We start from the raw sequence: 14,965 nt of genomic DNA on the forward strand, positions 1-14,965 counted from the left end.
CGATGGGGGACCCGGCATGATCGACGCGACCGCCGTACAGGCCGTCAACACGATGACGGCGAGGTGGGCGCGGGCCGCCGTGGCGGACGAGGGCACGGTCTTCGCGGCCACCGGGGTCTGGCCGCTGCTCGCCCTGCTCGCGGGCGGCGCCGGCGGCCCGGCCCGCCAGGAGCTGGAGGACGCGCTGGGCGTCGCCGCGGACCGGGCCACGGCGCTCGGCGGCGAGCTGCTCGGGGCGCTGGACGGCATCGACGGTGTCGACGCCGCCACCGGCCTGTGGACCCGCCAGGACCTGCCGATCCGGTCCGAGTGGGAGGCCGCGCTGCCGCCGGGCGTACGGGGTGCGCTCACCGGGGACACCGAGCACGACCGCAAGGAGCTGGACGCCTGGGCGTCCCGGTGCACCCGGGGCGCGATCACCGAGATGCCGGTGCCGCTCAGCCCCGCCACCCAGTTGGTGCTGGCCGGGGCGCTCACGGTGCGGACGGCCTGGCTGCAGCCGTTCCAGCCGGGTTGGCTGATGCCCAGGAACGGACCGTGGCAGGGGCGGTCGCTGGCCGGGCTCAGCCGGTCCGCGGACGACCTCGACGGGGTGCTGCGAGTCGTCCCCGACACCCCGGCCGGTCCGCTCACCCTCTCCGGGATCGCGGGCGGCAACGGACTGGATGTCCATCTGGTCCTCGGCGCCGAGGACGCACCGGGCGGCGAGGTGCTGGAGGCCGGAATCGGCGCGGTGGCCGGGCGGTACGCGGGATGGCCCGGCTCGGCGCTGCCGCCGGGCGCGGCCGGGCCCGGAGTCCAGGTCATGGAGGTCGAGAGCCGGGACCCCACTCCCCGGGTGATGCTGACCACCCCGCAGTTCACCGTAAAGGCCCGGCACGATCTGCTGCGCCGGGCCGAGCTGTTCGGGCTGCGTACCGCCCAGGACACCGCGCGGGGCCACTTCCCGGGGATCAGCCCGGCCGCGCTGGCGCTGTCCTCCGGAGAGCAGTCCATGACCGCCTCGTTCAGCGCCGAAGGCTTCTGGGCGGCGGCGGTGACCGCGTTCTCCATGGCTCCCGGTTCGGCGCCGCCGCGGCAGAAGGCGAAGCTGATCAGCGTGCGGTACGACCGGCCGTTCGGCTTCCTGGCCGTGCACCGCGCCACCGGTCTGGTGCTGACGGCGGGCTGGGTCACCGAACCCGAGGCCGGGGCCGACACCATGTGGTGAGCCGTGAGCCGTGAGCCGTGAGCCGTGAGCCGTGAGCCGTGAGCCGTGAGCCGTGAGCCCCGGGACGGGCGCGGGCCGGCGCTGTCGGCCCCGGGGCGGTGCCGTCAGCCGGTGAGCAGCCGCTCGCGGAGCCGCTCGCGCCGCTCGGGGGTGAGGCCGAGCCCCTCGGTGAGATAGCGGTCGGTGCCGCCCCAGGTCTCCTCGATGGTCGCGAAGGCCGCCGCCAGATATTCGGCGCGTGCGTCGAAGAGCGGCAGCAGCAGCGCCATGACCTCGGGGGACATCGGGTCGGAGCCGTCCCCCGGATCGCCCTTGCGCCAGATCTTGTAGCGCCGGTGGGCGGCGGCCGACGCGAGGTAGTCGGCCTCGATGGCCTCCTGGTCGACGCCGAGGGCCAGCAGGGTCACCGCGATGGACAGCCCCGCCCGGTCCTTGCCGGCCGAACAGTGCATCAGCACCGGTGAGCTGTCCTCCGCCAGGTCGCTGAGGATCCGGCCGTGTTCGACGATCCGGGTGGTGACGATCCCGCGATAGGAGCCGATCATGCGCTTCTCGGCCCGGCCCTCGGCGAGCAGCTTGCGCAGGGTGTCCAGATCGCCCTCGCGCACCATCGTCCAGAACCCGGCGCCGTCGGCCGGGTCGGACAGCGGCAGATTGACGTTCCGGACCCCGCTGAGCGTGACGTCCGGGCCCTCCAGCTTGATGTCGGCGGCGTTGCGGAAGTCGAAGACGGTGTGCAGGCCGAGCGCGTCGAGGAAGGCGGTGTCCGCCTCGGTGGCATGCGCGAGATGGCCGCTGCGGAACAGTACGCCGGGCCGCACACGGCGGCCGTCGGCAGCCGGCAGTCCGCCGAGATCACGGAAGTTGCGTACCCCCACCAGCTCAGTTTCGGCCTGGGGGACCTGCGGCGACTGCGACTGCGACTGCTGCGTCACGGGCTCTCCTTCACCATCGGCCGCCGACGCGGCTCGTCGACGAGGCGGGCTGAAGCCGACCATACGACATGGGTGCAACGGGCAATCGGTCTCCTGCCGGTGCGAGGGCATTGCCGCACCGGCCCGCCCTCCCCGATCATGTTGACACCTGTGGAGAATTGGGGGAGCGCGATGATCGAAACCGGTGGAAGCGGTCGGCTCTGGGTGCTCTCGGGGCGGCACAGCAGCTATGCCCTGTACGTCACCGACCGTGATGAACTGCTCCATCTCCACTGGGGGCCGAGGATCGCGGTCGAGGACGCCGAGGCCCTCGCCGCCGAGCCCGGGCCGCCGGAGCGGCCGTTCGAATCACCGCTGGACGGGCGGGAGGAGTACCCCGTGGAGGGCGGCCCGCGTTTCGTCCGCCCCGCCCTGTCCGTACACGCCGGGGGCGTACGCGGCACCGAGTGGCGCTTCAGCAGCGGCACCGTCCTGGACCCCGGCACCGGCCAGGAGCTGCGGTTGCGCTTCCACGATCCGCTGCACCACCTCGACATCACCCTCCACTACCGGATGCGGGACGACGGCGATGTCATCGAGCGCTGGACCACCCTCACCCACACCGGCAACGCCGGCCAGGAGCCCGTGGAGCTGCTGCGCGCCGACTCCGCCGCCTGGTCGCTCCCGGCGCGCGACCGCTGGCGGCTGTCCCATCTGCACGGCCGCTGGGCCGCCGAGAGCCGGCTGGCCCGCACCGAACTCACCCCCGGTGAGAAGGTGATCGGCAGCCGCCGGGGCCACACCAGCCACCATCATCTGCCCTGGATCGCCCTGGACGGCGGGGAGGCCACCGAGGAGAGCGGCGAGGTGCACAGCGGCGCGCTCGCCTGGTCCGGGGCCTGGCGGATCGCCGTCCAGCGGCTGGCCGACGGCGCCGTCCAGGCGGTCGGCGGAGTCGGCCACGACGACGCGGGGCAGCTACTCCTCGCGCCCGGCGAGTCGTTCACCACCCCCGTCTTCGCGGGGCTGTGGACCGACGGCGGCTTCGGTGCCGCCAGCCGCGCCTGGCACGCCTGGCAGCTCGCCCGGGTGGTCCCCGGCGCCGACCGGTCCCGGCCGGTGCTCTACAACTCCTGGGAGGCCACCGAGTTCGAGGTGAGCGAGGAACAGCAGCGCTCGCTCGCGCAGTTGGCCGCCACCATGGGCGTCGAGCTGTTCGTCGTCGACGACGGATGGTTCGGGGCGCGCACCAGCGACCGGGCCGGGCTCGGCGACTGGACGGCCAACCCGGACCGCTTTCCGCACGGGCTCAAACCGCTGGCCGACGAGGTGCACGCGCTGGGGATGCAGTTCGGCATCTGGGTCGAGCCCGAGATGGTCAACCCCGACAGCGACCTCTACCGCGCCCACCCCGACTGGGTGCAGCACCACCCCGGCCGGGCCCGCGCCGCATTCCGCAACCAGCTCGTGCTCAACCTCGCTCGCCCCGAGGTGCGCGCGTACCTGTGGGAGCGGCTGGACACCCTGCTGAGCGGCGCCCCCGTCGACTATGTGAAATGGGACTTCAACCGCTCCTTCTCGGACGCCGGCTGGCCCGGCGACGCCTATCCGCGGCGGCTGTGGATCGACCACGTACGCGGGCTGTACGAGCTGCTGGAGCGGCTGCGCGCGGCACACCCCCAGGTCGCCTTCGAGTCCTGCTCGGGCGGTGGCGGCCGGATCGACCTGGGCATCCTGGGCCGCACCGACCAGGTGTGGACCTCGGACAACACCGACCCGCTGGACCGGCTGGCCATCCAGCACGGCTTCAGCCAGCTCCACCCGGCCCGGGTGATGGCCGCCTGGGTCACCGACAGCCCCAACGCCATGGGCAACGCACGCGTCAGCTCGCTGCGCTTCCGCTTCGTCAGCGCGATGGCCGGGGTGCTGGGCGTCGGCGGCGATCTGACCCGCTGGAGCGAGGCGGAACTGGCCGAGGCCCGCGACTGGGTGGCGCTCTACAAGCGGGTGCGCCCGGTCGTCCAGCACGGTGAGCTGTACCGGCTGCGGCCGCCGGAGGGCGACGGGCTCAGCGCGGTGCAGTACGTACGGGGCGAGGAGACCGTGGTGCTGGCCTGGATCCAGGCGCAGCACTACGGCGACGCACAGCCCCCGCTGCGGCTGCGCGGGCTCGACCCGGCGGCCACCTACCGGGACCTGGAGACCGGGGAGGTGCACCGGGGAGCGGTACTCGCGCACCGGGGCCTGCGCACCGGGCTGGGCGGCGACCTCGACGCCGCCGTATTCCACCTTCGCCGAAACTGACCAGGTGGGATAGATCACCCCACGTCAAGCCCTGGTTACGATGGCGTAAGTCACGCCGTCGGGTGAATGATGTCCCGACGTGGCAGACGATAAGGAGAGATTCAGCAACGGTTCCATCGGGTCGTACGCAGCGGTCGGCGACAGCTTCACCGAGGGCGTCGGCGACCCCGGTCCTGATGGAGTGTTCGTCGGCTGGGCCGACCGGCTCGCGGTCCTGCTGTCCGACCAACGACCTCACGACGATTTCCGCTACGCCAATTTGGCCGTACGCGGTCGACTCCTTGACCAGATTGTCGCGGAGCAGGTGGCGCGCGCCATCGAGCTCGGCCCGGATCTGGTCACCTTCTGCGCGGGGGGCAATGACATCCTGCGCCCCGGCAGCGACCCCGACGATGTCGCCGAGCGCTACGAGGCGGCCGTCTCCGACCTCAAGGCGCGGGTGGGCACGGTGCTGCTGTGCACGGGCTTCGACACCAGAGGGGTGCCGGTGCTGCGTCATCTGCGGGGCAAGATCGCCACGTATACGGCGCATGTGCGGGCGATCGCCGACCGGTACGACTGCCCGGTGCTCGACCTGTGGTCGCTGCGCTCGGTGCAGGACCGCCGGGCCTGGGACGCCGACCGGCTGCATCTGTCGCCGGACGGGCACACCCGGGTCGCGCTGAGGGCCGGTCAGGTGCTCGGGCTCGACGTCCCCGCCGATCCCGATCAGCCCTGGCCCCCGGAGGGGCAGCGCACCGCCGCCGAGGTGCGGAGGGACAACATCCACTGGGCGCGCGAATATCTGGTGCCCTGGATCGGCCGACGACTGCGCGGTGAGTCGTCGGGTGACCATGTGGAGCCCAAGCGGCCCGATCTGCTGCCGCTGCGGCCCTGAACGTTCCGTGACCCGAAGCGGTCCCGGAGGAATAGGGGCAGACCCCCGTTGGCGCCTTGAGGCCGACCGCCTCGTGCGCTGTCGCTGCCCCTATTCCCTCGGCACCGCTCGTTCCGAGCCCCTGTGCTCGCGCCGTTTTGGCCGCCGAACGTCGCGTCGCGCCGTGCCTGCTCGTACGTGGGCCGTGGATGCGTCGTGCCTGGATCGTGCCTGGATCGTGCATGCGTCGTGGGTGAGTCGTACTCGTCCGTGCCCGTTCGTACGGTCGTGGCGTCGCGGAGCCGCTACGTCGCCAGATAGGCCCAGACGGCGCGGCCCGCGCCCCCCTGGTTCGGCCTGACCCCCCAGGCCTCCGAGAGGGCCTCCACCAGCATCAGCCCGCGGCCGCCTTCCTGGTCCGCGGTCACCGACCTGGCCTCCGGCACCGTACGGGCGCATCCCTGGTCGGCCACCTCGAGCCGCAGCCGGGTGCCTATGAGCTGCAGTGAGCAGCGAACCTCCTCGCTGGAGGTGTGGCGCACCGCGTTGGTGAACAGCTCGGAGACGATCAACTCCGCGCTGTCCCGGGTGTCCTGGTCGATGCCCCATGAGCGCAGCCGCCGGACGACATGCCTTCTCGCCTCGGCGACGGACGTGCTCAGCGCCGGCAGACGAAACACGTCGTGGCGGGGCGGAGCGACCACGATGCCGCCGCGCCCTAACCGGAGAGCCTCATAGGAAGGAGCCACGCCGACACTATGCTCTGTCACGCTCGCGTATGGCAAGGTTCAATCTGTAAATTACAGAATCGCAAGCGCAGGCTGTTCGGAATGCTGAGCCCATGCCAGACTGCTGTGTCGTGAAGGTACTTGGAGGGGAACGGTAGTGGCGGATGCGCGGGCGGGCGGAGCCCCGACCGTCCTGCGAGTCGTGCTCGGCAAACGGCTCCAGGACCTTCGGGAGAAGGCCGGGCTGTCGTTCGAGCAGGCCGGGCGCGCCCTGGACGTCACGCATGCCACGATCCGCCGGATGGAGAAGGCCGAGGTTGGCCTGAAGCTCCCGTACGTCGAGAAGCTGCTGCGGACGTACGGCGTCGCCGACCCCGAGGAGGTCGAGGGGTTCCTCTCCCTCGCGCGCGAGGCCAACAAGGCCGGCTGGTGGCACCGGTTCCGCGACGTCCTGCCGGAGTGGTTCAACACCTTCGTCAGCCTGGAGGTCGAGGCCAATCTGATCCGGGCCTACGAGCCGCATTACATTCCCGGGCTGCTGCAGACCGAGGACTATGCCCGCGCGGTGCTCCGCGCGGGCATGCCGCATGCGCCCGAGTCGGAGATCGAGCGCAATGTCGCCCTCCGTATGGAACGTCAGGCCCTGCTCACCCGGGACGACCCGCCGATGCTGTGGGTGGTCATGGACGAAACGGTGGTGCGCCGCCCCATCGGCGGTTCCGAGACCATGCGGGCCCAGATCGCGCGGTTGATCGAGGAGGCGGAGGCCCCTCATATCCGGCTGCAGGTCATGCCGTTCGACGCCGGCCCGCACCCGGCGATGTACGGCCCCTTCCATATCTTCCGGTTCCCGATCCCGGAGCTGCCGGATATCGCGTACACGGAGTCGCTGGTCAGCGGCTCCTACTTCGACCAGCGCGATGACGTATCGGCATTCCTGGAGGCCCTGGACCGGATGTGCGCGCAGGCCGCGCCTGCACAGACGACTCAGGCGATTCTGAGTCGCATTCGCAAGGAGATCTGAACGATGGATCGCATATGCGGGAGCCGCGTCTACAGCGGCATGCCGGCAAGGGACCTCGGCAGCGAGGGCTGGCACAAGCCTTGGAGTGGCGGCAACGGGGGAAGCTGCGTCGAGGCGATGAGGCTGAAGGACGGGCGGGTGGCGCTGCGCCAGTCGACCGATCCGGACGGACCGGCACTGATCTACACCCCGGTGGAGATGAAACGCTTCATCCAGGGGGCGAAGTCCGGGGAAGCGGACTTTCTGTTTCTGTGACGTCCGGTTCTGTGACGCTCGTCGTGACCAGGGGGATCGAGGGGGAAACAGTGTGACCGACCGACCACGAACCGACCGGCGGCGCCGGGACGCGTTCCAGCACACCGCCCGCGAACACGTCGTACAGGGGAAGCGACTCCAGGTGCACATAGCCGATATGGCAGTCGCAGACGGATAGCGGACAGGGACGGGGCCGTAGCGCCGCGCGGTACGACCCGTCGTAGAGATTGCCCAGTTCCGCGGGGACGAAATGGCAGCGGCGCACCGTGCCGTCGCCGTCCACCGAGATCACCGAGGCGCCGGTCCGGCATCGAAGACCGGCGCTTCGGTGCGGATGGTGGCTGTAGCCGAAGAGCGGGTCCAGCGCGGTCCACTCGGCCGCCTCGGCGTCCGTGTAGGTATGGCCCTCGGCCGCGTTCACCCACAGGTAGACCTGGGTCGGGAGATCGGCGCGCAGTCGGCGGGCCCGGTCCAGATGGTCGGGCAGCCCCACGATGCCGACGCTGTGGCGCACCCCGCGCGCGGCCAGCTCCCCGCACTTGGCGAGAAACCGGTCGTACGGGGTCTGGCCCGGGTGGTAGGTGCACCACAGGGCGAGCGTGGCCGGGTCGGCCTCGGCCGTCCAGCCGGTCCGGCAGCTCAGATTGGTCTGGATGGCGACCCGCTCGACATGGGGCAGATGGCTGAGCTCGATGAGCGCGCGGCGGTACCAGGAGCGCACCAGCCCCTCGCCCCACGGGGTGAACAGCACCGACAGCCGGTCGCCGGTCTGCTCCGCCGCCCAGGCGGTGAACCGCTCCAGCGCGGCGCGGTCGGCGCGCAGCCGCTCCGGGCTGTCCCGGCGCTTGGCGAACGGGCAATACGGACAGTCGTAGTCGCACGAGGCGAGCGGACCCCGGTACAGAATGGTCAAGTCCACGCCTGGATGCCTCACTTCAGGTCATACGCGGCCATGGCGGCGCGCACGGCGGGCGAGAACAACTCGGGGCCGAGCGCGTCGGAGTGCGCCAGCCCCTCGGGGGACAGCCGCAGCCGTCCGGGAGCCGCCTCCGCGTCCAGCCAGCCGCGCGCCGCGAACCGGGCCAGCTCCACGGGGAAGTCCTCGGCCGGATCGGTGCCGAACCGGGCCCGGTAGCCCGCCGCCTCCATCCCCTCGGCCTGGAGGACGGACTGCAGCAGATGGCGCCGGCGGGCCTCGTCGCCGGTCATCCGCCGGCCGTGCTCGGCGCGGGCGAAGTCGGCCGCGGGCCGGGAGACGAAGTCGTCGATGATGCCGCGGATCTCCCGCATGTCGACCGCGTAGTCGAACGAGTAGTGCAGGGCGGAGGTGTAGGAGCGGGCGCCGCAGCCGAGGCCGACCATGCCGTCCGTCTGGCAGGCGTAGTCCTCGCCGCTGGTCGCGGGCGCGCCCTGGGCACGGAACATCCGCATCGAGACCTGCTCATAGCCGTGGGCGAGCAGCTGGTCGCGGCCCGAGCGGTACAGCCGCAGCCGCCGCTCGTCCCACTCCGCCTCCGCCGCCCACTCCGCCGCCCACTCCGCCTCTGGCTCTCTGGCCTCCTTACGGCCGAGCCCGGTCAGCGGGCGGACATAGAGGGGATAGAGATACAGCTCCTCCGGGCGCCAGGCCAGGGCAGCGTCCAGGGACCGGCGCCAACTGTCCTCGGTCTGACCGTCGATGCCATAGATCAGATCGATGTTGAGCACGGGTATCCCCGCGTCCCGGATCCGGCCCAGCGCCGCCTCCACATCGGCTCGGCGCTGCGGCCGCACCGCCGAGCGCGCCTCCGCGTCGACGAAGCTCTGCACCCCCAGGCTCAGCCGGGTGGTGCCGCGCCCGGCCAGCACCGCGAGCCGGTCGGCCGTGGCCGTGGCCGGGGACGCCTCGACCGAGAGCGGTACGGCGGCCAGGTCCGCGCCCATCCCCTTCTCGGCGATATCGCAGAGCCGCTCCAGCTCGGCCGCCTCCAGGAACGTGGGGGTGCCGCCGCCGAAGGCCGCGGCGGCGAACCGGGCGTCCTCACCGAGCGCCTCGCGCACCGCCCCCGCCTGCCGCTCCAGCGCGTCCAGATAGGCGGTCACCAGCCCCTCGGGGGCGCCGATCCGGGTGAAGAGATTGCAGAAGCCGCAGCGCACCTCGCAGAAGGGGATGTGCAGATACAGCGACAGCGCGTCCTTCGGCTCGGCCGCCCACAGCTCACGCAGCGCGGGACGGTCCGTGAGCGGCCGGTAGGCGGTCTTGTGCGGATAGGCGTAGACGTACGACTGGTAGGGGCGGACGGTCGAACCGAGCGTGCTGATGTTCATCGGGCCTCGAGGAAGAAGTGGGTGTACGGCACGGTCCAGACGACCTCATGGCCGAGCCGGTGGCCCGTGTAGCCGTCGTCGCCGTACGCGGTGCCGTGGTCGGAGCAGACGATCGCGAAGGCGGGGCCGCGGCCGCTCAGGGCGGCCAGGAGCCGCCCGACATGGCGGTCCACGTACTCCAGGGCGGCGGCGTGGGTGGCGCGGGTATCGCCCGCCTCGCGGGTGGCGCCGGGAAGATGGAACCAGTTGGGCTGGTGCAGCGCGGAGACGTTCACGAAGAGGAACAGCCGCCGGCCGGGGTCCAGACCGGCGATCACCTTCTCGGCGCGGTCGATCTGCGCCTCGAAGGAGGTGGGGGAGGTGACCCCGAACTCCGGCTCCCAGTGACTTTCCTGGAAGTAGCCGGGCAGCACCGAGCCCAGCGGCCCCCGCTTGTTGAAGAAGCCGACCCCGCCGACGCACACGGTGTGGTACCCGGCCGCCGCGAGCCCCGACACCAGATCGGGCGTCTCGAAGACATAGGTGTCCGCCGCGGTGGTCTCGCTGCCCGCGAAGCGGGCCGCGAACAGCCGGCGGTGCGGTCCGGGGGTGGCCGGGGTCGGCAGGAAACCCGCGAACATCGCCTGGTGGGAGGCGTAGGTGAAGCTGCCGGGGGCATGCCGCTCGGCCCAGGCGCCGCCGGGCATCCGGGCGCTGAGGTTCGGCGTCCGTCCTGCGGCCGCCAGTTCGGCCGCCACGTCGTAGCGCAAGGTGTCGAGGGTGATCAGCAGCAGGTCATGGCTGCCCACGACCTCGTTCATATCGGGCTCGGACAGCGGCATGGCGGGCTCAGAGAGCGGCATCGCGGTGGGCGTCCTTCCGTGTCCGCAGCACGGCGGCGACCTGGACCGCATAGGTGTCCAGACCCTCCGCGCCGCTGCCGGGCAGGCCGGTCAGCCGGGGCAGCAGATCACCGAAGGCGTTGACCTCGCCGACCGCGAACCGCCGCCACCCCGGGCCGGGCAGCAGATCCACCCCCACGCACAGCGTGCGCGGGAAGCACTCGGCCGCCCGCTCCGCGGTGCCCAGCACCTCGCTCCAGGCCACCCCGCTCGCCTCCGCCGCCGCGCGGGCGGCGGCCAGATCGCCGCGCACCCCGCCGAGATGGAGATTGGCCATGGGGGAGCGGCTGGTACGCACCACGGCATGGGTGACCCTGCCCGCCACCACCACAATCCGCAGATCGGCGACGCGCTTGTCCTGGGACGCCTTGGGCAGCCAGCGCTCGATATGCAGCCCGTCCGGCGCCAGCGTGTCGATGATCGCGGCGACCTCCGCCTCGGTGTCGTACCGCCGCACCCGCAGCGAGTTGAACAGCCGGCCGTCCTCCGTGCGCTCCACGGAGGTCGTGGCCCGCACCCGGCCGGGGCCCGCCGTCTCCACGGCGAGCACCCCGGACGCGGACGAGCCGTGGGCCGGCTTGACGAAGGCGCGCCGCAGCCCAGAGGTGCCGAGCGCCGCGCGCACATCGTCCCAGCCGCGCACGGGCGGCGCCTGCGGCCCGGAGGTCGGCGACGGCGGGACCGGGACGGCCGCGCCGTCCAGCACCCCGTGGCACAGCCGCTTGTCGAACAGGACGGCCAGCTCTCCGGGGTCGTTCAGCAGGGTGGCACCGGCCGTGCGCGCCGCCGTCGCGATGTCCCGGACGGCCTCGGTGAACCGCGCGTACCAGCGGCCGGTGCCCTCGACCCGGGTGGGATCCGAGGCGCCGCGCAGCAGCCACTCCACCTCCTCGTCCTCGCCCGGCGAGTCGATCCGCACGGTTTCGGCGGGCTCGAACGTGGCGCCGACGGTCAGCACATCGTGCCAGGCCAGCACCCGGGGCGCGGGCAGTCCGGCGGCCACGGCGGCGTCGGAGAACATCTCCACCCGGCGGCCGCCCGGATTGCCGACCACGGCGAAGCGCGTCTCATTCATGGATGGGGAGCCTCCCGGTCGTGTTCTCGATGGGGCAGGGGCATCACTCGGCGACGGCGGTGTAGCGCGACACCTCGTCGTCGTACTCGTCCTCGTCGCCCTTCTCGGCCATCACGACCTTCACCCCGGACGGCTCCAGGGCCGTGCGCAGTCGCTCCTCCATGGCCGCGGAGAAGTAGTTGTGGTCCAGATCGAGCCACGTCAGATGGGTGAGCGGCTGGCCGTCGAGCAGCGCCGCCGCGCCCTCGTCGGTGAGCACGCCCATGGACAGGTCGAGGAACGCGAGCTGGGCGACCACGGGGGCCGCCGCCATGGCGGCCGCGATCTCGTCCTGGAGCTCGCTGTTCTGCACGCCCAGGTGGCGCAGCGCGGGGAACCGGCCGCCGCTGAGGATCGGGGCCAGATCGGCGATGGTGGCATCGCCCCCGTACTCCTCCACCCCGAGCCACATATCCAGGCGCTCGAGCGCGGGCAGGTCGCTGGCGGCGACCCCGCGCACCACCGCACCGGGCAGCCCGCCGGTCTCGAAGCGGAGCGTGCGCAGATGGGCGTGGGTGACGGCGGGGAAGGACAGCCCGCTGCCACCGCGGACGCCCAGCTCGCGCAGGGCGGGGTAGGCATGGAGGACCGGTGTCACGTCGGACTGCTGGATCCAGGAGATCTCCGACTCCTCCGCGGTGATGTCGCCGATGAAGACCGCCTCCAGCGAGGTCAGCCGGTCCTTGGCCATGAGGAGCTGCTCGATGGCGTCGTCGGCGTCGCCTTCGTAGGCCTCGCCCCACTGGCCGATGATCAGCGCCCGTACCCGGGAGGGGTCCACCGAGGTCAGGAAGCGCTGGAAGCGACCGGCGAAGTCCTCTTCCGACTGGTCGCGGTAGGGGGCGTAGGAGATCCGCCAGGCGACGGCGCCCGGCTCGGGCGGCTCGGTCCCCTCGTCGGGCAGCGGGAAGTCGAAGGCCGGAAGGCCGTACAGGTCGTCCAGGTGGTAGACCGACATGAGGGGTATCTCCTGAAGTGTTCGCGTGGGCGTGCCTGGTTCCGAATGGGGTGCGAAGAGTTGTACCAAGCGCCACCGACAGCCGCTCCGGCGGGCGTTGGCGGACGCCGTCCGGCAACGCCGCTGCCGGGCCGGGGTGCCGGGCGGGGGCCGGATCGGGTTGCCGGACGGCGTTGTCGGTGGCCCCCCCGTAGCGTCATGACCATCGACCGGCCCCACGGGACCCGGTGGGTCCAACGCGGCTGCGGTGAAAGGGAATTGGCATGTACCGGCAGGGCGACGAAACCCGATCCCGGGTCAGATCGACGCACTGCTCGGGGACTTGCCCCGACGGGCGCTGGGCCGGGCACTCTTTTGCTCATTCCGGCACAAAGGTTTGGTCTATACCTTGACTGGTATAGACCAAGCCGCTTGAGTGTCCCTCAGCATTGCAGGGCCCCCCACGCGAAGGAGATCGGCCTCATGTGGAGACGACGTGTTCTGGCGCCGCTCGCGGCGACCGCGGCGGTGTGTGCAAGTGTGCTTGTCATGCCCATGGCCTCATCCGCCTCGGCGGCGGGAACGACCGCCCAGGCGGCCTGCGACTACCCGAACTGGGCCGCGGGCAGGGCGTACGTCACCGGCGACATCGTCCGGTACACCGACGGCAAGTACTACCGCGCGGAGCACGACAACCCGGGCTATGACCCGGTGATCAGCACCTGGTACTGGGAGCCCTTCAACTGCGGCGGCGAGGGCCAGAACCCGAGCGGCTTCGTGGTGAGCGAGGCGCAGTTCAACCAGATGTTCCCGAACCGGAACTCGTTCTACACCTACCAGGGCCTGACCGCCGCCCTGAGCGCCTACCCCGGCTTCGCCAACACCGGCAGCGACACCGTCAAGAAGCAGGAGGCGGCCGCCTTCCTGGCCAACGTCAACCACGAGACCGGCGGCCTGGTCCACATCGTGGAGCAGAACACCTCCAACTACCCGCACTACTGCGACTCGAGCCAGCCCTACGGCTGCCCCGCGGGCCAGGCGGCGTACTACGGCCGTGGACCGATCCAGCTCAGCTGGAACTTCAACTACAAGGCCGCGGGCGACGCACTCGGCATCGATCTGCTCGGCAACCCCTGGCTGGTGGAGCAGGACGCCGCGGTGTCCTGGAAGACCGCCCTGTGGTTCTGGAACACCCAGACCGGGGCCGGCTCGATGACCCCGCACGACGCCATGGTCAACCAGCGGGGCTTCGGCGAGACCATCCGCGCCATCAACGGCAGCCTGGAGTGCAACGGCGGCAACCCCGGCCAGGTGCAGAGCCGGATCGACGCCTACCAGCGGTTCGTCCAGATACTCGGCACCACCCCCGGCTCCAACCTGAGCTGCTGAGCGGCCGCTGACCGGGCCGCCGAGCGGTCATCCGGTCGGAAGCGAGGAAATTGAGGTGCGCCGATCCGCCGCTCCGCGCCAGCCTGGAGCACATGGCGTGGACGGTGACGTACGACCTCGATGAGTTCCGGGCCGCGGCGGGCGACTTTCTGGGCGCCCGCCCGGCCCGGCACACGACTTTGCTCACAGTGGTCTCCTCCCTGGTGGCCGGGGGCAGCGGCAGATACGGCGAGCAGCCGCCGGTCTACGGATGGTGGACCGGGGCGGGCTCGGTGGAGGGCGCGTTTCTGTGCACCCCGCCCTACCCTCCGCTGCTCTCCCCGCTGCCCGGCGAGGCGGCCCGGGCGCTCGCTCGCACCCTCGCGGGGGACGGCGAGCAGAAGATCACCGGAGTGTACGCCGGGCGCGAGACCGCAGAGACCTTCGCCACCGCCTGGACCGGCCTCACCGGCGCGGTGAGCGGCGTGGAGCAGAACCACCGGCTCTACCGGCTCGGCACCCTCACCCCGCCCGTTCCCGCCCCGCCGGGGCGCCCCCGGACCGCCACCGCCACCGCCGCCGACCGCGATCTGCTGCTCACCTGGTACGAGGGGTTCGCCCGCGAGACCGACGCACTGAGAGGCGATGTCGCCGCCCAGGTGGACGACAGGCTCAGCTACGACGGGATCACCCTGTGGGAGCTCGACGGCCGGCCGGTGGCCTGCGCCGGGGTCAGCCGTACGGTCGCGGGCATGGCCCGGGTCTCCCTCGTCTACACCCCGCCTGAGCTGCGCGGACGTGGTTACGCGGGCGCCGCCACGGCCGCCGTGAGCCGGGCTGCGCGGGCTGCCGGGGTGCGGGAGGTCCTGCTCTTCACCGATCTCGACAACCCCACCAGCAACGCCCTCTACCAGCGTCTCGGCTACCGCCCGCTGGAGGACCATCTGGCGTTGTCGTTCACCTCGGCCGAGCGCACCGTTCCGGAACAAGGTCACCCCTCGTAAGAGTTGTGTGATTGCAGCCCAACGGCACCGCGCGTTGGAGTGCCCCCGCCCTCTCACCCTGGA

At 71.7% G+C, this 14,965-nt stretch carries 14 protein-coding genes; 7 read left to right on the forward strand and 7 right to left on the reverse strand.

From position 1 onward, the window contains the following. The first annotated feature begins 16 nt into the window (after nucleotides 1-16). The gene (locus STRVI_RS12840; protein ID WP_014056074.1) at nucleotides 17-1,210 is read left to right on the forward strand and encodes a serpin family protein; all 1,194 of its coding nucleotides are present in this window, start codon (nucleotides 17-19) and stop codon (nucleotides 1,208-1,210) included. Nucleotides 1,211-1,314: 104 nt separating this feature from the next. Here the strand turns inward: STRVI_RS12840 and STRVI_RS12845 are convergent, their stop codons facing one another. Then, nucleotides 1,315-2,145, reverse strand: a complete 831-nt coding sequence (locus STRVI_RS12845) for a tyrosine-protein phosphatase (RefSeq protein WP_014056075.1) — start codon at nucleotides 2,143-2,145, stop codon at nucleotides 1,315-1,317. 171 nt (nucleotides 2,146-2,316) lie between these two features. Here STRVI_RS12845 and STRVI_RS12850 point away from each other — a divergent pair, with 171 nt between their 5' ends. Beyond that, the gene (locus STRVI_RS12850) at nucleotides 2,317-4,428 is read left to right on the forward strand and encodes an alpha-galactosidase (protein WP_014056076.1); all 2,112 of its coding nucleotides are present in this window, start codon (nucleotides 2,317-2,319) and stop codon (nucleotides 4,426-4,428) included. Nucleotides 4,429-4,507: 79 nt separating this feature from the next. Continuing rightward, on the forward strand, nucleotides 4,508-5,305 hold the full coding sequence (locus tag STRVI_RS12855; protein ID WP_014056077.1) for an SGNH/GDSL hydrolase family protein: 798 nt from the start codon (nucleotides 4,508-4,510) through the stop codon (nucleotides 5,303-5,305). 284 nt (nucleotides 5,306-5,589) lie between these two features. Here the strand turns inward: STRVI_RS12855 and STRVI_RS12860 are convergent, their stop codons facing one another. Further along, complete coding sequence (locus STRVI_RS12860) at nucleotides 5,590-6,033, reverse strand: ATP-binding protein (protein ID WP_251982614.1); 444 nt, start codon at nucleotides 6,031-6,033, stop codon at nucleotides 5,590-5,592. A 136-nt stretch (nucleotides 6,034-6,169) separates the two neighbouring features. On the opposite strand from STRVI_RS12860, the gene STRVI_RS12865 reads away from it, so the two are divergent. After that, complete coding sequence (locus STRVI_RS12865) at nucleotides 6,170-7,036, forward strand: helix-turn-helix domain-containing protein (RefSeq protein WP_014056079.1); 867 nt, start codon at nucleotides 6,170-6,172, stop codon at nucleotides 7,034-7,036. Between the two features lie 3 nt (nucleotides 7,037-7,039). Beyond that, on the forward strand, nucleotides 7,040-7,291 hold the full coding sequence (locus tag STRVI_RS12870) for a DUF397 domain-containing protein (RefSeq protein WP_014056080.1): 252 nt from the start codon (nucleotides 7,040-7,042) through the stop codon (nucleotides 7,289-7,291). On the opposite strand, the gene STRVI_RS12875 is transcribed toward STRVI_RS12870, so the two are convergent. From STRVI_RS12875 to STRVI_RS12895, 5 genes are read right to left on the reverse strand one after another with little or no spacing between them, the layout of a single operon-like run. Beyond that, the gene (locus tag STRVI_RS12875) at nucleotides 7,245-8,210 is read right to left on the reverse strand and encodes an STM4011 family radical SAM protein (RefSeq protein ID WP_014056081.1); all 966 of its coding nucleotides are present in this window, start codon (nucleotides 8,208-8,210) and stop codon (nucleotides 7,245-7,247) included. The genes STRVI_RS12870 and STRVI_RS12875 overlap by 47 nt on opposite strands. An 11-nt stretch (nucleotides 8,211-8,221) precedes the next feature. Continuing rightward, a complete protein-coding gene (locus tag STRVI_RS12880; RefSeq protein ID WP_014056082.1) occupies nucleotides 8,222-9,598 on the reverse strand; it encodes an STM4012 family radical SAM protein in 1,377 nt (458 codons plus the stop codon). Further along, on the reverse strand, nucleotides 9,595-10,398 hold the full coding sequence (locus tag STRVI_RS12885; RefSeq protein WP_208949234.1) for an STM4013/SEN3800 family hydrolase: 804 nt from the start codon (nucleotides 10,396-10,398) through the stop codon (nucleotides 9,595-9,597). The genes STRVI_RS12880 and STRVI_RS12885 overlap by 4 nt, the downstream gene beginning before the upstream one ends. A 28-nt stretch (nucleotides 10,399-10,426) precedes the next feature. After that, nucleotides 10,427-11,554 carry an STM4014 family protein gene (locus STRVI_RS12890; RefSeq protein WP_014056084.1) on the reverse strand — a complete coding sequence of 376 codons (1,128 nt, stop codon included), beginning with the start codon at nucleotides 11,552-11,554 and terminating at the stop codon, nucleotides 10,427-10,429. A 43-nt stretch (nucleotides 11,555-11,597) separates the two neighbouring features. After that, entirely contained in the window at nucleotides 11,598-12,551 is a 954-nt protein-coding gene (locus tag STRVI_RS12895) for an STM4015 family protein (protein ID WP_014056085.1), read from the reverse strand. A gap of 462 nt (nucleotides 12,552-13,013) precedes the next feature. Between STRVI_RS12895 and STRVI_RS12900 the strand changes: the two genes are divergently transcribed. Beyond that, a complete protein-coding gene (locus tag STRVI_RS12900) occupies nucleotides 13,014-13,919 on the forward strand; it encodes a glycoside hydrolase family 19 protein (RefSeq protein WP_014056086.1) in 906 nt (301 codons plus the stop codon). A 92-nt stretch (nucleotides 13,920-14,011) separates the two neighbouring features. Then, nucleotides 14,012-14,902 carry a GNAT family N-acetyltransferase gene (locus tag STRVI_RS12905; protein WP_014056087.1) on the forward strand — a complete coding sequence of 297 codons (891 nt, stop codon included), beginning with the start codon at nucleotides 14,012-14,014 and terminating at the stop codon, nucleotides 14,900-14,902. Nucleotides 14,903-14,965 lie beyond the last annotated feature (63 nt).

It is taken from the genome of Streptomyces violaceusniger Tu 4113, from assembly GCF_000147815.2.
Classification (GTDB): domain Bacteria; phylum Actinomycetota; class Actinomycetes; order Streptomycetales; family Streptomycetaceae; genus Streptomyces; species Streptomyces violaceusniger_A.